At 28.1% G+C, this 20,788-nt stretch carries 22 protein-coding genes; 4 read left to right on the top strand and 18 right to left on the bottom strand.

The window, feature by feature from the left end:
- Positions 1–102: 102 nt before the first annotated feature.
- The 9 genes from JWF52_RS04735 to JWF52_RS04775 form a co-directional block, all read right to left on the bottom strand.
- Complete coding sequence (locus tag JWF52_RS04735) at positions 103–1,155, bottom strand: sensor histidine kinase (RefSeq protein ID WP_208332197.1); 1,053 nt, start codon at positions 1,153–1,155, stop codon at positions 103–105.
- Between the two features lie 2 nt (positions 1,156–1,157).
- A complete protein-coding gene (locus JWF52_RS04740) occupies positions 1,158–1,832 on the bottom strand; it encodes a response regulator transcription factor (protein ID WP_208332198.1) in 675 nt (224 codons plus the stop codon).
- A gap of 131 nt (positions 1,833–1,963) precedes the next feature.
- A complete protein-coding gene (locus JWF52_RS04745) occupies positions 1,964–4,480 on the bottom strand; it encodes an ABC transporter permease (RefSeq protein ID WP_208332199.1) in 2,517 nt (838 codons plus the stop codon).
- Between the two features lie 3 nt (positions 4,481–4,483).
- Positions 4,484–5,155: an ABC transporter ATP-binding protein gene (locus JWF52_RS04750; protein ID WP_208332200.1), complete on the bottom strand. Its 672-nt coding sequence runs from the start codon at positions 5,153–5,155 to the stop codon at positions 4,484–4,486.
- 173 nt (positions 5,156–5,328) lie between these two features.
- Positions 5,329–6,486: an ABC transporter permease gene (locus JWF52_RS04755; RefSeq protein ID WP_208332201.1), complete on the bottom strand. Its 1,158-nt coding sequence runs from the start codon at positions 6,484–6,486 to the stop codon at positions 5,329–5,331.
- A gap of 11 nt (positions 6,487–6,497) precedes the next feature.
- Positions 6,498–7,379: an ABC transporter ATP-binding protein gene (locus JWF52_RS04760; RefSeq protein ID WP_208332202.1), complete on the bottom strand. Its 882-nt coding sequence runs from the start codon at positions 7,377–7,379 to the stop codon at positions 6,498–6,500.
- Between the two features lie 11 nt (positions 7,380–7,390).
- Complete coding sequence (locus JWF52_RS04765; protein WP_208332203.1) at positions 7,391–8,239, bottom strand: hypothetical protein; 849 nt, start codon at positions 8,237–8,239, stop codon at positions 7,391–7,393.
- On the bottom strand, positions 8,202–8,786 hold the full coding sequence (locus JWF52_RS04770) for an RNA polymerase sigma factor (RefSeq protein WP_208332204.1): 585 nt from the start codon (positions 8,784–8,786) through the stop codon (positions 8,202–8,204). The genes JWF52_RS04765 and JWF52_RS04770 overlap by 38 nt, the downstream gene beginning before the upstream one ends.
- A gap of 225 nt (positions 8,787–9,011) precedes the next feature.
- Positions 9,012–9,320: a hypothetical protein gene (locus JWF52_RS04775; RefSeq protein WP_208332205.1), complete on the bottom strand. Its 309-nt coding sequence runs from the start codon at positions 9,318–9,320 to the stop codon at positions 9,012–9,014.
- A gap of 204 nt (positions 9,321–9,524) precedes the next feature.
- Between JWF52_RS04775 and JWF52_RS04780 the strand changes: the two genes are divergently transcribed.
- Positions 9,525–9,731 (top strand): 4Fe-4S dicluster domain-containing protein, encoded by a 207-nt coding sequence (locus JWF52_RS04780; RefSeq protein ID WP_208332206.1) that lies wholly within the window; start codon positions 9,525–9,527, stop codon positions 9,729–9,731.
- 3 nt (positions 9,732–9,734) lie between these two features.
- Positions 9,735–10,373, top strand: a complete 639-nt coding sequence (locus JWF52_RS04785; RefSeq protein WP_208332207.1) for a 4Fe-4S binding protein — start codon at positions 9,735–9,737, stop codon at positions 10,371–10,373.
- A gap of 137 nt (positions 10,374–10,510) precedes the next feature.
- Here JWF52_RS04785 and JWF52_RS04790 read toward each other — a convergent pair whose 3' ends face one another.
- The 3 genes from JWF52_RS04790 to treP all read right to left on the bottom strand — a co-directional run bounded on the left by JWF52_RS04790 (position 10,511) and on the right by treP (position 14,236).
- The gene (locus JWF52_RS04790) at positions 10,511–10,993 is read right to left on the bottom strand and encodes a PTS sugar transporter subunit IIA (RefSeq protein WP_208332208.1); all 483 of its coding nucleotides are present in this window, start codon (positions 10,991–10,993) and stop codon (positions 10,511–10,513) included.
- Positions 10,994–11,074: 81 nt separating this feature from the next.
- Positions 11,075–12,781, bottom strand: a complete 1,707-nt coding sequence (gene treC, locus JWF52_RS04795) for an alpha,alpha-phosphotrehalase (RefSeq protein ID WP_208332209.1) — start codon at positions 12,779–12,781, stop codon at positions 11,075–11,077.
- Positions 12,782–12,805: 24 nt separating this feature from the next.
- Positions 12,806–14,236, bottom strand: a complete 1,431-nt coding sequence (treP, locus tag JWF52_RS04800; RefSeq protein WP_208332210.1) for a PTS system trehalose-specific EIIBC component — start codon at positions 14,234–14,236, stop codon at positions 12,806–12,808.
- A gap of 158 nt (positions 14,237–14,394) precedes the next feature.
- On the opposite strand from treP, the gene treR reads away from it, so the two are divergent.
- Positions 14,395–15,195 carry a trehalose operon repressor gene (treR, locus tag JWF52_RS04805; protein WP_286184008.1) on the top strand — a complete coding sequence of 267 codons (801 nt, stop codon included), beginning with the start codon at positions 14,395–14,397 and terminating at the stop codon, positions 15,193–15,195.
- Between the two features lie 88 nt (positions 15,196–15,283).
- Here treR and JWF52_RS04810 read toward each other — a convergent pair whose 3' ends face one another.
- From JWF52_RS04810 to JWF52_RS04835, 6 genes are all read right to left on the bottom strand, one after another.
- Positions 15,284–15,619: a cupin domain-containing protein gene (locus JWF52_RS04810; RefSeq protein ID WP_208332211.1), complete on the bottom strand. Its 336-nt coding sequence runs from the start codon at positions 15,617–15,619 to the stop codon at positions 15,284–15,286.
- A gap of 3 nt (positions 15,620–15,622) precedes the next feature.
- A complete protein-coding gene (locus JWF52_RS04815; protein ID WP_208332212.1) occupies positions 15,623–15,961 on the bottom strand; it encodes a cupin domain-containing protein in 339 nt (112 codons plus the stop codon).
- A gap of 257 nt (positions 15,962–16,218) precedes the next feature.
- Positions 16,219–17,025: an ABC transporter ATP-binding protein gene (locus tag JWF52_RS04820; RefSeq protein WP_208332213.1), complete on the bottom strand. Its 807-nt coding sequence runs from the start codon at positions 17,023–17,025 to the stop codon at positions 16,219–16,221.
- Positions 17,025–18,056 (bottom strand): FecCD family ABC transporter permease, encoded by a 1,032-nt coding sequence (locus JWF52_RS04825; protein ID WP_208332214.1) that lies wholly within the window; start codon positions 18,054–18,056, stop codon positions 17,025–17,027. Before JWF52_RS04825 ends, JWF52_RS04820 begins: the two co-directional genes overlap by 1 nt.
- A complete protein-coding gene (locus tag JWF52_RS04830; protein WP_208332215.1) occupies positions 18,053–19,051 on the bottom strand; it encodes a FecCD family ABC transporter permease in 999 nt (332 codons plus the stop codon). The genes JWF52_RS04825 and JWF52_RS04830 overlap by 4 nt, the downstream gene beginning before the upstream one ends.
- On the bottom strand, positions 19,051–20,079 hold the full coding sequence (locus tag JWF52_RS04835) for an iron-siderophore ABC transporter substrate-binding protein (RefSeq protein ID WP_208332216.1): 1,029 nt from the start codon (positions 20,077–20,079) through the stop codon (positions 19,051–19,053). Before JWF52_RS04835 ends, JWF52_RS04830 begins: the two co-directional genes overlap by 1 nt.
- Before the next feature lie 371 nt (positions 20,080–20,450).
- Here JWF52_RS04835 and JWF52_RS04840 point away from each other — a divergent pair, with 371 nt between their 5' ends.
- Complete coding sequence (locus tag JWF52_RS04840; protein ID WP_208332217.1) at positions 20,451–20,594, top strand: hypothetical protein; 144 nt, start codon at positions 20,451–20,453, stop codon at positions 20,592–20,594.
- Positions 20,595–20,788 lie beyond the last annotated feature (194 nt).

Here is a 20,788-nt window from a genome sequence, read left to right on the forward strand (position 1 = left end):
TTTTTTATTTAAATTATAGATACGATTCACAAGAATAATATCCACGATTATATTTCCATATGAAATTTATCCCTAAGGGTGATTGAGTAAAACATAATGTTTTTACTTTAAAATCTTATTAGGTAAAAGCACTGAAAAAATACTTCCATTACTATTTGAACTAACTTTTATATATCCATCTTCCTTAGTAATGATTTTTCTACTTAAATAAAGTCCTATACCAATCCCTTCCTCTTCATAGGCATTTTCACCTCTATAGAATCTTGAGAAAATTTTCGGAATTTCTTCTTCACTTACTCCTATTCCTTCATCTTTTATATCTATTTTCGTAAACATCTCATAACTTTCAACAGAAATATTAATCTCGCTTTCTATTGGAGAGTATTTTATAGCATTTTCTATTATGTTAAATATAGCTTCTGTTGTCCAATTTTTATCATGAATTAACAAAATATCATTTTCAGAATTAAAATTTATATGTATATTTTTCATCTCTGCCTTTTTATGTAATTGAGTTATCGCACTTATTATAGTTTCATTTATACTTAGTTTTTGAGGTCTTAAATTTATAATAGAACTTTCTAAGCGAGACATTTTTATCATGCTTTCTACTAAAAAACATAGTTTATCCAAAGAGATTATCATTGCCTTGTTAAACTCATCTTTCTCTTCCTTACTTATATCCTCATACTGCAAAAACTCACTATAAATCTTCATATTAGTTAAGGGTGTTTTTAGCTGATGAGCTATATCAGATATTAGTGACTTTATTCTTTCCTTATCTTTCTCTATTTTCATATTTTGAGACTTTAGTAATTTAGTCAACTTGATAGTTTGGTATTGCAATTTCGAGAATAAAGAATCATCTATTTGAGAAAACACTTCCTTTTCTCTCATATCGGATATAGTAGATAACATATCTGATAATTTTATTAAAATATTACTCATATAGTTTTCAAATAATTTTTCATAAATATAAAACCCTAGTAAAATAATAACTGTAAAACCTAAACATATATAGGTTATCTTTAAATCTTTACTTACAAATAATATGATAATATTAAAGATTATACATAAAGTTATTATAATAATCCTAAAAAATGTATTGTACTTATTAAAATCCTTTAGTATGTTATCATTATAATTTTTTCCCATTTTTAATCTCCCATGATATAGCCAATACCAAATAAAGTAATTATATACTGTGGATTTTTAGTATCTTCTTCTATCTTTTTTCGTAATCTTCTAATATTTACACTTATGGTATTTTCATCTACATAATTGCCATTACTATCCCAAAGCTTTTCTAAGATAATCTCCTTAGTAACAGCTCTTCCCTTATTTTTTGAAAGTAATTCTAAAAGTTTATATTCTGTCACTGTTAAATTAACTTCCTCATCTTTTACAAATACCTTTCTGCTTCCAAAGTCTATGTTTAAGTCTTTGTATTTGAAAATGTCTTTTTCTACCTTCGCACTTATTTTTAGAATAGCATTAATTTTTAATTTTAGTACATCCATAGAAAAAGGTTTTGCAATATAATCATCACAACCCATTTCAAAACCTTTAATCATATCTTCATCTGTATCATTTGCAGTAAATAAGACTATAGGAAAATTTATCTTATCATTAATTTGTTCACATAAATCTAAGCCACTACCATCAGGTAAATTAATATCTAAAAGTAAAAAATCTATATTATTTTCCATAATAGAAACTTTCCCATCTGATATATTATAATTACTTATTACATTATACCCTTCCTTCTTTAAAGCAAATGACACTCCTCTATTTAAAATTCTATCATCTTCTATTATTAAAATAGTCTCCACATAATCCTCCTAATATCTTATAACTTACTTTACACACCTTCATAATTATAACAATAGTGGTAGACTTTTAAAATCTACCACTATAATAAAATTATTTTTATTTTAATAATCATTTACAAATTAGTTATTGTCTATAGTTCATTTTCTCTGAGTCTTTCCGTTACACTTTTTTTGCTAGAGTATTTATAAGCTATACTTGGAGTAATTAAACATACTGCAAATATTAATATTGTTAAAGAAATAAAAGGAATTACTGGTAATACAAAACTAGCATAATTATCTATTTTTCTTGCCATTTCACCAATTATAAATACTATCTTCACACCTAAAGTTGATACAAGTAAAGTGGTAATACCTGCATAGTAGGCTCCTTCAAGAGTTAACATTTTTTTAATTTGATTTTTAGTCATACCTATACTTTCCATAACTGCAAGCTCTTTTAACCTTATATTGATACTTGTAACCATAACATTTATAAAGTTTAATAAGCCTATTAATATAAGTATGATAGACATCCCTCCCCCTATAATATTCATAATCATCTTGCTACTCTTAAGTTGCTTAAATTCTTCAAACTTTGATATCACAAATAAATTCTTATCTTTTGTCATTCTTTTAATTTTAGAATTTATAGCTTCATTATATTTCTTGTCTACATTTATGTGCAGCGTATAATTTACAGCATTCTTATCTAATTTTTCCAACTGATCTAAACTAATATAAACAGTAGGTAACCCTGTATGTACTAATAAATTAGAATCATTTATAATTTGAGTTACATTGAAATTTAAAGAGTTCTTATGCTTTCCTCTTAAAACAATCTTTTCTTTAGTAAAATTTTTATCTTTTATAAATTTGTTATATTCTTCTGAAAAATAGTTACTATCTACTAAAGCCATCTTTCCTGATTTGAAAGCTTCAACATCTATTTTCAAATTACTTTTATCATTGAAGTTTTCTATAGCTAAGTCGTCTACTCCTACTATTATAGGCGATACATAAGTAGAGTGAGCTTTTTTAATTTCATCCTTAAAACGAGTTACTTCATCGAATAACTCTCCGCTATCTTCTCCATATCGAGCTCGTGGGTCAGGTATTTCATTTGTATCCTTTTGTAAGTTTGAAAGTTTGAAATTACTAACCGACTTAATTCCATCTATACTTTGTATTTCTTTAATAAGTCTATAATCTATTTTTCCATCAATAGCTTTGCTATTTTGTATTTCAAAATCATATCTTGTATATCTATTAATACAATTTTCTATGCTTAGACAATCTAAAAAAGTATTAACACTCAAATATGTTATAATCCCTATAAATAAAGATGCAAATACTAAAATTGCACGTTTTTTATCTCTAAACACATTATACCATGCCATTTTATAGAGCTTTCCACCATTAGTACTTTTTCTGTCTTTCTTTTGTTTATTCTGTTTTGATCCACTATATCTTAGCGATTCTGTTGGAGATATACTACCTGCTATTTTAGCTGGTTTTCTACAACTTAAACTAATAGTAAATAGTGAAAATAATGTAGCAAATATAAATATTAAAGGGCTAAAGGATATCTCTGATGGCATAGCATCTACATCTGCGCCTGATGGAATTGTGCTTAGTAGCATTGGTACCAATATAAAAGGCACTACAAATCCTAGTATTAAACCTATAGGTATTCCTATTGTAGAAAGTCTAAAAACTTGACCCTTTACTATTTTTTTTATTTGTTTAGGAGATGCTCCTATTGTTTTCATCAATCCATAAAAATGTATATCCTTAGTTACTGCTATATGCATAATATTATATATTAATAAATAACCACTAAGCACTATAAATAATCCAATTGTTCCTATAGTCGCTATAGAGTATATAACCATTTCTATATAATTACGGTCTGTATCATAACTATAATTATATAATTGACCTTCATATAACTTTATCTTTGATTTTAATAAATTTGGCGCTTCATTTTTTTTGCTATTTTTTAATGTAAAAGATAGTGTTCCATTGTCGGATATATTTAAATTATTGCTTTTAATAAATTTTTCTGACACTGCTATATATCCTGTATTGAATTTAAGTCCATAAGTCGTATATATACCACTTAGTACAAACTCTTTTTTTATTTCGCTTCCTTCATTATCTATATAAGAAATCTTTATTTTATCGCCTATTTTAGATTTATCTTTACCTAATAAATCTAATGCCTTTTTAGACATCATCACTTCATTTTCTTTAGTAGGATAATTTCCTTTAACATCTCCAATAGCTGGTGTTATTTGTTTTTGCCAGTTTTCTTTATCATAATATTGAAGAAAAACATTCCCCTTACTTTTTTGTATATCTTTCTTAACAATCTGCCCTACCAAAATTTCCTTACCAATAAAATCACTTATTCCTAATTTTTCTATTGCTTTAATTTGCTCTTCTCTAGGATTTGGTAAATATACATTAGCAGTGCTTCCTTTCATCCTTACAAGCGTAGTTTTATAGTTCTTAATAAAACTAGCTCCTATACTAAATACTGAAGATATCATAAAAGTAGTAAGTACTATAGCCAAAACTACAAAAATATTTCTTCCTTTATTAGATTTTATTGAAGAATTGGAGATTCTTTTTATAATCTCTTTGTTATTATTCTCTAGTTTCATCTATTAATTTCCTCCTACTACATTACCATCTTCTATTCTTATTATTCTATCAGACAACTGAGCTATTTCTTCATTATGGGTAATCATAACCATAGTTTGATTAAACTTTTGAGAAGTCATTTTTAAAAGCCCTATAACATCCATGCTCGTCTTACTATCAAGATTTCCTGTTGGTTCATCTGCTAATATTATTGCTGGCTTAGTCGCTAATGCTCTTGCTATCGCTACTCTTTGCTGTTGTCCCCCTGATAGCTTATTAGGGCTACTATTTAACTTTTCTTTTAGTCCTAAAGTATTTACTATAGAATCAATAAATTCATTATCTATTTTCATTCCATCCAGTTCTATTGGTAGCACTATATTTTCATAAACATTCAAAATAGGTACTAAGTTATAATTTTGAAAAATAAACCCTATATTTCTTCTTCTAAATATAGTTATCTCTTCATCGTTCATTTCACTTAGTTTTTTATTATTTACTGTTACTTCTCCGCTAGTTAAATTATCAAGACCTCCTAACATGTTTAATAAAGTCGATTTTCCACTTCCTGATGTTCCAACTATAGCAACAAATTCACCTTCATTTATTTCTATACTTATATTATCTAATGATTTTACTAGATTTTCTTCTTGCCCATATATTTTAACTAAGTTTTCTGCTTTTAATATACTCATTTTCTCCACCTCATTTACTTATTTTATACTTATATAATAATCTCTACTTCTGACAAACTTCTGACATAAATAAAAAACACATTAACAAAATTGTCAATGTGTTTTACATATTTCAATATTTTAAACAAATAACAGAGATACTGATCACGATTATTGTGTATACCTTTAAATAATTATATAGTTTGTTTTTTTCCAAAATATTTTATTAAATATATTACAACTGGTATAGCTATAACTACTAAACTAATTAATAGAGTTGAATATAATACTGGATTTCCAAAAATGTTATAAGTATTAGGTAAAGTAAACATACTTTCCACCTTAGTAGCTTCTGCTAAATTTATTTCCTTAAAAACTTTAGCTACTTTTTCTATAGGAATAATGCCCCCTAAAAATGCTGGTGCAGAGTAAATCCCTAAACTTAATAAAAGAGATATAATATTATTTTTAAATAATAAAGAAATTAGCATAGTCACTAAGGCAAATAAAATTGACCCTATAAAACTAATTCCTAATCCTCTAATATAAAAATCAATTATTCTAATATCAAAAATAGTAGAACCATAATATTTAAATAATGCCAAAGGTTTGTCCCATCCTATGAAATCGTATCTTAATGCACTCATGAAATATATAATATTTATTATCAAAAATACTATTACTGTAAATATTAACCCGCTTAATAATTTAGATAAAACTAATTTATTTTTCCCGTTTTTACAACTCAATATTATTTGAGCACTATTACTTTGATATTCATCACTAAATGTTGTAGCCAAAGCTGCTACTATTAATACTGCTATTAATGTTCCTATTATTTTAAAACTAGTAGTTGTATTCCACCCATGTGAAAAATAAAATTTTGGTTTTTCTATATTTTTAGCTTTTCCATATACATAATTAAGATTTTTATATTCATATGTATCTTTTTTATTTTCTTTTTCTAAGTTACTTATTTCATCTTTAATTTCATTTAAACTATAAAAATTGTTATTTATTATATACGTTGATTCTACATGTAATGGGTTATCATATGAAAAATGCAAATGAACTAACTCTTCTTTTGTAAGCTCTTTTCCACTTTTTTCTTTTTGTGTTAAATTTTCTACAGTCTTATCTGTATTAGATATATATTCTTGTGTAATTACCTTTCCTTCATACTTTTCCATAACAGTATAAGCATCATCAATACTATCCAATCCTTTAAATTTTAAATATACATCTTGACCTACTACATTAAAAATACTAAATAATACGGTTAATAGTAAAACTATTATCACTGATTTTTTTGAAAATATTTTGTATAACTCAAACTTTATTAAATCTAACATTTTACATCCCCCTATGCATTAGCATTTTCATTAAAATAATATAAAAATACATCTTCTAAATTTGGCTCTTCTTCTATGTATTCAACTTCTTTTATATTAGGTTTACTATCTCCAACTACCCTAACAAAAACTTCTTTATTAGTTCTTACCATGCTAGATATTTTAAATTCATCTTGGATATTATCTAACTCCATATCACTAACTTTGAGAGTATATACCTTACCTCTTACTCTATCTAAAATATCCTTTAGTGATGATTTTTCAACTAATTTTCCATCCTTCATAACTATTATTTCATTTGCTATAAATTCTATATCTGAAACTATATGAGTAGATAATATTACTATTTTATCTTTTGACAACTGAGATATTAGATTTTTAAATCTTATTCTTTCATTTGGATCAAGTCCTGCTGTTGGCTCATCTAATATAAGTATCTTAGGGTTATTTAGAAGAGCTTGGGCGATACCTAGTCTTTGCCTCATACCACCTGAAAATTTTCCTATTTTCCTTTTTTTATCTTTTTCTAAATTTACAAACTTTAATAGTTCATCAATTTTACTTTTCTGAGTTTCTTTATCTACTCCCTTTAGAGACGCTACATAATACAAAAACTTTTCAGCTGTAAAATTTTTATAAAATCCTATATTTTGAGGTAAATAACCTATTAAATCCCTATACTTACATCCTAATTTATTTTTACTTTCACCATTTACTAAAATTTCTCCACTGCTAGGATTTGATACATCTGCAATTATTCTCATTAAAGTTGTTTTACCTGACCCATTTGGTCCAAGTAATCCATATATTCCACTACTTAAAGTTACATTAAATTTATCTACTGCTAATTTATCTTTAAATTCCTTGCTTATACTATTTATAATAAGTTCCATAAAATATCCCCCTAAAAATCAAATGTTCTGTAATCTATACTATTTATACTCTTTTTATAAAATAATTTTAATGCTATTACTACAAATATTACTGACATACCTAAAGCTACTATTATATTAATATTAGTTATTTCCGCTACCTTTTCATACATACTAATACCAAGTGCTCCTAATATCCATATTGCTACACATAAAGTAATACTATTTATACTTCTATATACAGAAGTAATAACTAAAGATATTGCTCCTACCAAAAATATAGGAATTAGCCATATACTAATCATTTTAAATAAGTTAATATCTGAGTAAGTATTATTTAAACCAATACTAATAATTATACTTATTAATATAGAAACTAAATTTATAATTATTAATCTTGATAAAACAATTTCTCTTAAAGAGTATTTATAGCTAAGTTCTAATTCCCAAACATTTTCATCTCTTCCTTTTATAATTTCAAATATTCCAAGTAATATTGGTATAGGCCCAATTATAGATGCACTTAAATATATACTTAAATTTAACTCTATTGTAGCTACAGTACCTACTAGTATTAATAATAATGATAATATGAAATATACTTTGCTAATTAAGCTAAATTGAAATTTAACTATTTCAGTATTATTTTTTATTCTTTCTAAGAATGTACTCTGCTCATTTATAGTCTGTACTTCTACTTTTGGCATATATGATTTTAATATATCAATTGTAGAATCTACTTTTTGTTCATCAACCTTATTAACTACATAACTATCTAGAAAGCTCTCTATATCCATTAAATCTGATTCTAATAAATCTTCAAATTGTTCATCGTCTAAATTTTCACACCTTAGGTTGTGTATGTTGTGATTTTTCTTCAAATATATCACCTCCAAGTAGTTTTTTTAAATTCTTAATTCCATTAAATAATCTAGATTTTATAGTATTTTCATTATCTCCGGTAATGCTACTTATCTCTTTTATTTTTAAATCATTATAATACTTTAAAAGTATTGCTTCTCTTTGAAGACTTGGTAACTTTGCAACAGCTTCTTTTATTTTTATTGCTTCTTCTTTTTTAGAAATTATATCAATAACATTTGATGAATCCTGTATTTGATGATTTTCTATATCATAATTTTCAATTCTTTGTTTGTATGTTTTACTTCTAAAATAATCTTTTGTTGTATTTACTGCTATTTTTAATAACCAGCTTTGAAATTTTCCATTTTCTAAATTATATTTATCTATGTTTTTCATCACTTTTATAAATACATCCTGGGTTATATCGTAAGCTATATTATAGTCACTTGTACTTCTATAAATATAGCTATGCACAAGGTCATAATGCCTTTTAACCAATATTTCCATTGCACTTTCATTTCCCTTTAGTATTTCTTTTATTAACTTTTTATCCGTCTGTGCCAACTTATCCCCCTCCCTTCATTTATATAACGAGTTCTATTTATAAAAGGTTTTATTTTTTTATAATATATTTTAATAATTACTTTACTCAACTTAATATTTTACTAAAAAAAGGCAGATTACTCTGCATTTTTGATTTACTTTTTTTATTTTTGTTTTTTATATATAATTATTTACAATAAAAAAATGGAGGACATTCTCCTCCATCTATATTTTCTTACTAATTATTTAAAAATACCCATTTTCAATACCTTCTTTATACTTTCTCTCTCTATATACTCTATTATAAGCAGTATCTTTAAATTCAATAACTTTATTAATATCAAAGAAAGTCTCTTTAATCTCTTCTCCATCTGTAATGGATATAATAGCACAACATTTTACTTCATTAGAATCTGTTAGCTCTACATAATAACGTTTAAACTCATCTTTAATGCTACTCATGTACTCTCTTACTCTTGGAATATAATACTTAAAATGATGTTTATCTAAAAATTCTAAGAGTTCCTCTCTAGTATTAAAAGTATATTTCTTCATATATCTCTCCTTTTTAAAATTATGTATATATTTTGCTAAGTTCTATATGTTTATATACTTATTATCTCTACTTTTTGAATAATTATTAAATATTGTAACTTTAATAAAAGTCTACTTTCATATTTTTTAGTGATTAAGTCACAGAACAAAGTTTGCATTAATCATATAATCTAAAAAGTATTAAATTTCTATGGAGGTAAACATATGGCTAAAATAAAAAGAAAAGCTATTGTCGATACTATTCTTTGTGTCGCTTGTGGTTCATGCGTTAAGGTATGTCCACTTCAAATTATAAATATAGAACAAGGTGTATTTGCAAAAATAGATACTAATAAATGTGTTGGATGTGGTAAATGTGCTAAAACTTGTCCTGCATCAGTTATAGATATTAAAACTATGGAGGTTGAATAATATATGAAAAAAAGTAAAAAGAAGCTTACAGATTATATGTGGATTTTAAGTGTTACTTATTTAACATTAGGATTATTTAATGTATTATTTGCATGGTTAGGACTTTTATGTTTCTTTATTCCATTAATAATTTCAGTAGCTGGTGGAGGAAAAAAATACTGCAATATCTACTGCGGTAGAGGACAGATGTTAGAGCTAATGGGTAATAAACTTAAACTTTCTAGAAATAAGGATATTCCTTCTTTTTTAAAAAGCAAGTGGTTTAGATATGGATTTTTAATATTCTTTTTAAGTATGTTTGTATCTATGTTGTATACTACTTATTTAGTATTTAGCAACGTAAAAGATTTAAAGGAAGTTATTACCTTAGTTTGGACATTTAAAATACCTTGGAATTGGGCTGATACAAGTATTGTATCTCCATGGATTGCACAATTTGCATTTGGGTTCTATAGTATGATGATTACTTCTTCAATTCTTGGTATTGCAACTATGATGCTATACAAGCCAAGATCTTGGTGCGTTTATTGTCCAATGGGAAGTATGACTCAACTTATTTCAAAATCAAAATATAATCCCGTTGAAGGCTTTACTTGTGAATCAAGTTGTTCTTCTTCTTGCTCTAGCAAATGTGATAATTAATAAACTATGCTCCCACTCTAACTATGGTAATTATTATTTTTGCATAAAATATACCCTGCGTTATAAAATACGACACAGGGTATATTTTAGTACTTATAAAAAAATTACTTATCCTAAGCTTATTATTTCCTTAATTATTAAATTTCAGCTATAATAGTTTCATTTGATATAGCATTTATATTAGTATTATATTTTATACTGTTAAATTCGTCTAAATTAGTTACTACCATAATAACAGCACTATTTAATCCTTTTTTCTTAACTAATTCACTATTAAAAGTTATTAGCTTAGTACCACTTTTTACCTTATCTCCTTGACCAACAAAAAGATTAAAACCTTCACCTTCCATTGATACTGTATCTATTCCTACATGTAATAAAATCTCTACTCCACTTTTCATCTTAATACCGACTGCGTGCTTTGTAGATTCCATAACTGTAGCAATCTCACCATCTCCTGGAGATACTACTTCATCATTTTCTGAATATATTGCAAGTCCATCACCTAGTATCTTACTTGAAAATACTCCATCTTCTAACTCTTCAATAGGTATAACCCTACCTGATGTAAATGCACTTAATGAATTATCTATTTTCTTCTTTTTAAATATTGATAACATATCAATTCTCTCCCAAATTATTAATAAATTTAAATTTACAAGTGCCTTAAAATCTAAAGACACTTGCATGTATTCAAATATTTATAACTTAATAGCTAAAGCCTCATAAGGTCTTAAATTTATTTCATCACTTAATTTAGCATCTATATAATTATTTAAAATTATCTCTGAACCTGATAGATCAAACTCTTTTAACTCTATTTTAACTTCAAAGTCAAAGAAATTACATATAACTATTATCTCTTCACCTTCAAATTCTCTTTTATATGCAAGCACTTTATCATGATCTTCTAGTAAAGCATCTATTCTTCCATGAGATATAATTTTTGAACTCTTTCTTATATCTGCAAGCTTTCTATAATATTTGTAAATAGAATTTTCACTACTTAAATCTTTTTCAACATTTATATCTTTATAATTGTAACTTAAGTCCATCCAAGGTTTTACATTTGTAAATCCTCCATTTTCACTTGGATCCCATTGCATTGGAGTTCTAGAGTTATCTCTTGATTTATTTTTTAATATCTCTATAGCTTCACTTTTACTTATACCTTTTTCTAAAATCATATTATAGGCATTTATTGCCTCTATATCTCTATATTGCTCTATACTCTCAAATCCTGCGTTAGTCATTCCAATTTCTTCTCCTTGATAAATATAAGGAGTTCCTTGCATAAGATGAATTGATGTAGCTAGCATTGTTGCAGATTCTCTATGATATTTTTTATCATTTCCAAATCTAGATACTATACGAGGTTGGTCATGGTTACACCAAAACATTGCATTCCAACCTCCACCTTCTTGCATACCTAGTTGCCAATCAAATAATAGTTTTTTAAGCTTCATAAAATTAAATTTACCTAATGCCCACTTTTCTCCATTTGGATAATCTACTTTTAAATGGTGGAAACTAAACGTCATGCTTAGTTCTTCATTTTCTGGTCTAGTGTATTTTATACAATGATCTATAGAAGTTGAAGACATCTCCCCTACAGTCATTGAACCTTTATATTTAGAAAATGTATTTTTATTTATTTCATGTATATATTCATGTATTTTAAAGCCGTCCGTATAGAATCTACGACCATCATGATTTGAGCTTTCAAATGTGTCGTTAGGGAAACTTTGATCTTTTGAAAGTAAATTTATAACATCCAGTCTAAATCCATCTATCCCTTTTTCTAGCCAGAAGTTTATCATTTTATATATCTCTTCTCTTAGTTTAGGATTTTCCCAATTTAAATCAGCTTGTGTAACATCGAATAAATGTAGATAATATTTATCTAAATGCTCAACATATTTCCATGCTGATCCACCAAACTTTGATACCCAATTATTTGGGGGATTTTCTCCATCAACTTTTTTCCATATATAAAAATCATGGTATGGATTATCTTCACCCTTTAATGCTTCTTTAAACCATTTATGTTCAATTGAAGTATGATTTACTACCATATCCGTTATAAGCTTCATACCTTTTTCATGTACTTTTTTTAATAACTCTTCAAAATCTTCCATAGTACCAAATAAAGGATCTATATTATAATAATCCGCTATATCATATCCATTGTCATTTTGAGGTGATACATATATGGGTGTAAGCCAAATTACATCTACACCTAGATTTTTTATATAATCAAGCTTCTCAATTATTCCGCGAATATCTCCTACCCCATCATTGTTGCTATCTTTAAAACTCTTCGGATATATTTGATAAGCTACTGCTTTTTTAAACCAATCAGAAGAATTATCTACTTCTTTAATTATTAATGACTCTAACTTACTCATTTTTGAAATCTCCTAATTTATAATTTAACTTTTCGTTTTATACTTTTCTCTCTTAGCAAATACTATAGTTAAAATAAACGGTACTATAAGTGCTACTAGCATTGCTAATATATATGTTATCCAGTGCTGTGGCTGTATAGCTAAAAATGCTGGCAAGCCTCCTATACCTATAGAGTTGGCAAGTACTCCCGTAGATATTGCTACAACAGCTGCCATAGCTGACCCTATAAGTGCAGCATAGAAAGAATATTTATATTTTAAATTTACCCCAAACATTGCAGGCTCAGTAACTCCTAGCCATGCAGATATTCCTGATGAAAATGCCATAGATTTTACTTTTGCATCATTTTTATATATCATAAATATAGCCATTGCAGCTGACCCTTGAGCTATATTACTTAATGCAACTAATGGCCAAAGCATCGTTCCACCTTGAGAACCTATTAATTGAAGATCCACTGCAAGTATTGTATGATGAAGCCCTGTAATTACAAGTGGTGCATATAATAAACCAAATACTACTGCTCCTAATAACTTAAATGGTCCTGTTAAAAATGCCGTAAAAAATGTTGCAATACCATTACCTATTTCACGAGAAACTGGCCCTATTATCATATAAGATAAAAATACAGTTATAATAATTGCTATAAAAGGAACTACTATCATATTGGCTAAATCAGATACTCTCTTTTTTAATCCAACTTCAATTTTTGCAAGTAAAATACCTGATAATATAGCTGGTATTACTTGTGCTTGATAACCTACCTTTTGAATTGTAAAGAATCCAAAATCCCAAAATGGAATTGTATTATTAGTTAAAGCGTCTGCATATCCATAAGCATTTAAAAGTTGTGGTGACACTAAAGTTATCCCAAGTACTATACCTAATATTTCTGAACCACCAAACTTCTTAACTGTTGACCATGCTACTCCAACAGGTAGGAAATGGAATATAGCTTCACATATTACCCATAAGAAACTATGTAATTCTCCTAATGCAGGATAAAGTGCTGTAAGAGTTTGACTTTTATCTGGTCCAAATAATGCAAGATCTCCTATTATATTTCTAAATCCTAGCATCAAACCTCCAGTTATAATAGCCGGAAGTAGTGGAACAAATATTTCCGCTATCCCTCCAATTAATTTTTGGATAAGACTCATATTTTCTCTAGCTGTTTTTTTAACTTCCTCTTTTGTTGCTACTTTTATATCTGCAATTGCTACCAAATCTTTATATACGTTAGAAACTTCATTCCCTATAACTACTTGAAATTGTCCTCCCGTAGAAAATGTACCTTTTACTATATCTAAATTTTCAAGTTCTTTTGCTTTTACTATTGATTCATCTTTTAGTACAAACCTTAATCTTGTTACACAATGAGTTGCTGTTACTATATTATCTTTTCCGCCTATTAATTCTAGTATTGATTTAGCATATTGATTGTATTTACTCATATTTTCCCTCCAATAATACTTTATTTTTAATTTCCGATTGCGTAAAAGCGTTTTCTTATTTAAATAAATTATAACTTGTTTAAACATGTTAAGTCAATACTTGTTTAAACAACTTTATGTTTTTTATATTAGCATAATGTTTTATACTTCGATTAATAATGATTCCATTTTCTAAAACTGATATAATATTAGATAAAAGTTGTTTATTTATTTCTTCTAAATTAGAAAGGAAAATGGTGTTTATGTCTCAAAATAAATATTTACATATATATAATTACTTAAAAGAGCAAATATTATCTAAAGAATTTAAACCTGGCGAAAAACTACCTTCAGAAAATTATTTAACTCAGACCTTTAATGTTAGTAGAAATACAGTTAGAAGAGCTATTTCAATGCTTGCATCTGATGGAATAGTAACTAGCGTTCATGGAAAAGGTGTTTTTATTATGGAAGCTCAACCTTTAAACTTTCTAGTAGGTGGTCTTCAAGGATTTAAAGAAGCTTCAACATCTAATAATGTGGAGTACAGCACTTATATTCCTGTATTTGAAACTTTGATTACTGATGAGTCTATTTCAAAGGTTAGTAAATTTTTGATAGGAACTAGTCTTTTAAAGATATACAGGGTAAGAAATATAAATGGAGAAAATGTAATTCTTGATATAAATTATTTTAATAAAAGTATAGTGACAGGATTAACTATAGATATAGCTAAGGACTCTATTTATACCTATATAGAAAAAGAGCTTGGACTTAAAATAAGTGGAGCACAAAAATTAATATCTGTTGAGCCTGCTACTAAAGATGATAAGAAATACTTAGATTTAAAAGATAATAAATTAGTTGCTGTTGTTAAAAATTTTGTATATTTAGATGATGGTACTTTATTTGAGTATACAGAGTCAAGACACAGACCTGATAGATTTACTTTTAGTACTTTTGCTCGTAGAAATTACTAACTATTATATGTATTATAATTTACTGAAGCTATTGCAAAATGATTTTAAATTAATCATAAGCAATAGCTTCTTTTTGTTTATCTTAAGCTTAAGCTTTTACTAATATATTAAATAATTTGACATCAGTTAAAGCTTCTATCCCATAGTCTATATTAGCTTCCATTGCAGTTATATCGCCTTTGTTTATTATAGTCTCATCACTTTCATTATATAAAATTTTAGCACTGCCTTCTATCATTACAAATAGTGTTTCCATTTCATAATACTCTTTATCAATACTTTCACCCTTGGCAAAAGAGAAGAATCTTATCTCCGTATTATCATTATCTATTAAAGCTTTACTTGCTATGCTATTTCCTGTATGACTTATCATATCAGTCATAGAAATAGCCTCAAATGATTTAATATTTCTTAAATACTTCATAACCTAGTCCTCCTTAACAACAACTAAAAGCATCTTCATATCTTCTTTTGCTGTTACTTGATGCGGTATATTAGCTGGCATTACTACAAATTGGCCTTTAGTCGCTTCTGTAGTCTCATCATCTATTCTTACTGTTGCAACACCTTGATGTATATAAATTAAAGCATCTCCTTTAGCAGCATGTGGTCCTACTCCTTCACCTTTTCCAAATGCTAAAACTGTTACTCCAACACCCTTTTTCTGAGCCATTGTTACTGTTTCTATTTGTCCATCAAGGCAACTTACTAAGCTATCAAAATCTATAGCTTTTGATTTTTCGATATTCTTTATTAATTCTTGCATGTTTTATATCTCCTTTTATATGCTTTTATTTTATAAATAAGTTATAAATGTTTCTATTAACTCATCATTATTTTTGCTCATATTACCATAAACTTGATAATAATTATCATTCTCTATATAAATTTATTATAGTATAATTTGATTATGAATTCTGTATCATATGATACACTTTTAAATGTTTTATAAAAAAAATCAAGGCTATAATCTTTATAATAGATTACAGCCTTGATTTATATATATATTCAATTTAATAACTTTTAACTATTAACATGATGCCTTCCCCTTGGTACTATAAAAGGTGAAGAAGACACCGGATCTTTTATAACCGTACAATCCAGTCCAAATACTTTATCAATTAATTCTGATGTTATAACCTCAGATGGTGTTCCTTGATCAACTAATCTACCCTTACGAAGAGCAAATATATAATCTGCATATCTAGCAGATAAATTTATATCATGAAGTACCATTACAATAGTAGTTCCTCTTTTACGATTTAAATCCGTTAATAAATCAAGAATCTCCACTTGATAAGTAATATCTAAATAAGTAGTTGGCTCATCTAAAAGAAGTATATCTGTTTGTTGTGCAAGTGCCATAGCAATCCAAACTCTCTGACGTTGTCCTCCTGATAGTTCATCTACACTACGATTAGCAAGCTCTGTTATCCCCATTATTTCAAGTGCCTCTTCTACAGCATCAAAGTCAGTTTGGTCCATACCTTTTAAAAGTGTTTGATATGGAAATCTACCTCTTGAAACTAAGTCACTAACAGTTATTCCCTCTGGAACTACTGGTGATTGAGGTAGTAGCCCTAAAACTTTAGCTAGTTCTTTAGAAGGCATTGAAGTAATTTTTTTACCATCAATTATAACTTCTCCTGATTTAGGTTTAATAAGTCTAGCAAGTGTTTTTAGTAAAGTTGATTTACCACATGCATTTGCTCCAATAATAACACTTATTTTATTACTTGGAATAGTTATATCAATTCCATCAATTATAATCTTTTTATCATAGCCTGTTACTAAGTATTTTGCTTCAAATATATGTTGTTTTTCATTCATTATGCTTGTCCCCTCCTATTTATGCATATTAGTAAAAATAGCATATATGGAGCTCCTAAAATTCCCGTAATCACACCTACTGGAAATCTTGTACTAAATACAAACTGACCAATCATATCTGCTCCAAGTACTAATAACGCTCCAACTAGCCCTGATGCTAAAACATTTGGTGCTCCTGGTCCAACAAGTTTTGATGCTATTGGTCCTGCTAAAAATGCAACAAATGCTATTGGTCCTGTAACAGCAGTTGCAAAGGCAATTAAAAATACCGAACTTAAAATTAATATAATTCTAACTAAATTTATTTTAACACCAAGTGTAGTAGCAAACTCATCTCCTAGTTCTAATATTTGAAGATGCTTTGTTAATAATAAAATAATTCCTCCAAATATAACTACAACAATAAATAAACTTGGCACATCTTCCATACGCATTCCATTTAAACTGCCACTTAACCATCTAAGTGCACCTGGGACATCATACTGTGATGCCTTAAGTAATAAAAATGATACAAGTGCATTTATCATTGCTTGTATTCCAATTCCTATAAGTATTAATCTCCCACCTGAGAATCCTGAACCTTTAGATAATAGATATATAAGTGTTGCTACTATAATCCCAGAAATTACTGCTGCTATAGAAACACTACTTCCACTCATACGAAGAACTAATATACAAAATACTGCTGCAATACTACAACCTGAAGTTATACCTATAATATCAGGACTAGCTAATGGATTTCTAAGCATAGTTTGAAATGTATTTCCTGCTACTCCAAAAGCTAAACCTACTAAAAGACCGCAAAGCATTCTTGGTAAACGGAGAGTAGCTATTGTAAATGAAGCACCTTGGATTTGTTCTCCACCTATAACTTTCATAACTACACTTAACGGATAATTAGTCTTACCATATAAAAGCATAATAGTGCAAAGACCTACTGTTAAAGCAAGAAGTATAAGAGTTACACTAATCATACGCATTTTTCTTTTAGCATATCCTTGTTTTATCATATTGTGAGTATTTTGCATCATATAGATTTCACCTTCGCTTTCCTAGCAATTACAATAAGAATTGGTGCTCCTAAAAATGCAGTTATAATTCCTACCTCAAGTTCGCTTGGGCTTCCAATTACTCTTCCTATAACATCCGAGATTGTTAAAAGCATTGCTCCTCCAATAGCAGACATTGGAACTAAACTTCTCATATTTGAACCAAAAATAAGACGTATGCTATGAGGTATCATTAACCCTACAAATCCAATAGGTCCTGCTATTGCAGTAGTTGCACCACATAGTATAACACCTGCTAATGCACATACAAATCTAATAAGCCCTGTATTTACTCCTAGCCCAGTTGCTACCTCATCTCCTAATGCTAAAGCATTTAGTGCTGGTGTTGCTATTATGCTTATAACTAAGCCAATTATTAAAAATGGTAATATTGAATTAATACCTTCCCAAGTTGCACCACTTACACTTCCAACTTGCCAAAATCTATACGCATCCATGACGTCTGCACGTGGTAAAATAACTGCACTTACTAATGATGATAAAGCTGCACTAGTGGCTGCTCCTGCTAAAGCAAGTTTTATAGGTGTCATACCTCCCGCTCCAATAGAAGCTATGCCATAAACAAATATTGCCGTTATACCTGCTCCTGCTAGCGCAAACCAAATATATTCATTAGCTGTTCCTATATTAAAAAATGCAATCCCACTTACAACAAATAAAGATGCTCCAGTATTTACTCCTAAAATACTCGGGTCAGCTATTGGATTTCGAGTAATAGATTGCATAAGGGCTCCTGATATTCCAAGAGAAGCCCCTGCCATAATACTAAAAATAGTTCTTGGAATACGCTCACGAACTACTACTGCTGCAAAAGACGTATTATCATTATTTAATAAAGAATTTATTACTTGACTAAATTCAATATTTTTTGAACCAAATACTAATGATGCTATTACACATATACCTAGACAAATAAAGCTAACTAAGTATATTCCTATGGTTTTTGTAAGTCTCATTATTTTACCTTATCTGCTGCCTCTCCAAGTGTCTTTAAGTATTCGTCTATAGTTGCTGGAATAGATAATGCAGTAGGAGTACCAGATGCTGCTAGTGCTGAACCATCTTCTATAATGGCAACTGAACCTCTTTTTATTGCTGGAAGTGTTCCTAATAAAGGATCTGATTGTAATTGCTTTAATAACTTTTCATTTCCATAAGTTACTATAACATCTATATCTTTTAATTTATCAATATTTTCTGAACTAATTTCAACTGCAAAGCTATCTGAAGATTCAGCTAGTTTAGATACACTTTCAGGTAACTCTAGTCCTAAGTCATTTAAATATGCTGCACGAGGATCCATTGGAAGATATACATAGAACTTACCTAAGTCCGCTGGATTAAAGTAGAAAAATCCTCCCTTTTTACCTTTAAGTTGTGAATAGTTACTAGTTTTTTCTTTTATTAATTTTTCTAAGTTTGAAACTAATTTCTCTCCCTCATCTTTTTTACCTATAGCTGTAGAGTTTATAGTTATTTGGTCTCGCCAATATGTTTGCCATGGAAGTTTAGGATATGCTACAACAGGAGCAATTTTACTTAATAAATCATATTCCTCTTTTGTAACTCCTGAGTATGAAGCTAATATAACGTCTGGGTTAGAATTACTTATCGCTTCATAATCTAAACCATCTATATCATCAAAAGTAGCTGGTTTTTCTACTCCTAATTCTTTATACTTTTCACCTGTCCACGGTAGTAGTCCATTTTTATCTGTTGTACCATAGTTAGCTTTAGATACACCCACTGGTTTGACACCTAATGCTAAAGGTGTATCTTGATTTCCCCAAGAAATTGTAGCAACTCTTTCTGGTTTTTTTTCTATAACAGTTTCTCCAAATGCATGTTTTATTGTCATTGGATAACTAGCAGAACTACTTTGTCCTGTATTAGACTTATCTTGATCTTTGCCCGCTGGGCTTGAGCATCCTGTTATTAGTAAAGCACAAGCAATAACAACAGAACCTATTTTTTTTAGTTTCATAATCACCCTCCTGATTGTCTGTTAGTATTTTTTGTATAAATTTTTAATTACCCGTTTTATTGATAATAATTATCAATATCATTGCAATACTATTTTATATTTACCATTCAGGTTTGTCAATAATTTTTATTATATATTTTATTTATTATTTGAAACGCACTTTATTATAAGCTATATACCATCTATCTATTTTTCTATAATTTTCTTATCCCTATGAGTTGTATCAATGGCAGATCTCTTAATTACTAGTATTTCATTGTATTTTAGCAAAAAATAAAATATATTGTATCAAATTGTCTAGAAAATGCATATATATAATTAAGTCGATAACAATTATCTACTTGATTATATAATATAGAGGAGAGCACTATATGAATAGACCTATAATAGAATATAAATTGACACCAAAATCATTCAATAGAACAAATAAAGATAAATTTTTAAGAGAAAAAAAGAGAGAAGAAAGAAAAAAAGAATTGAAAAAAGAAAGAGAGAGCTTGAAGAAGCAAAATTAAATAGAAGACGACATTGTGATTGCAATAATAATTGCTGTGATAATTGCTGTGATAGCTGTGATAGTTGCTGCGATAGCTGTGATAATTGTTTAGATCCAGAAATAGATACTGACTATGATAAATATTTAGATATAGACATAGATGCTAATGCTTGCGCTAATGCTGATGCTTGCGCTGACTCTACTGCCGATGCT

It is taken from the genome of Clostridium sp. CCUG 7971, from assembly GCF_017590215.1.
Classification (GTDB): domain Bacteria; phylum Bacillota; class Clostridia; order Peptostreptococcales; family Peptostreptococcaceae; genus Faecalimicrobium.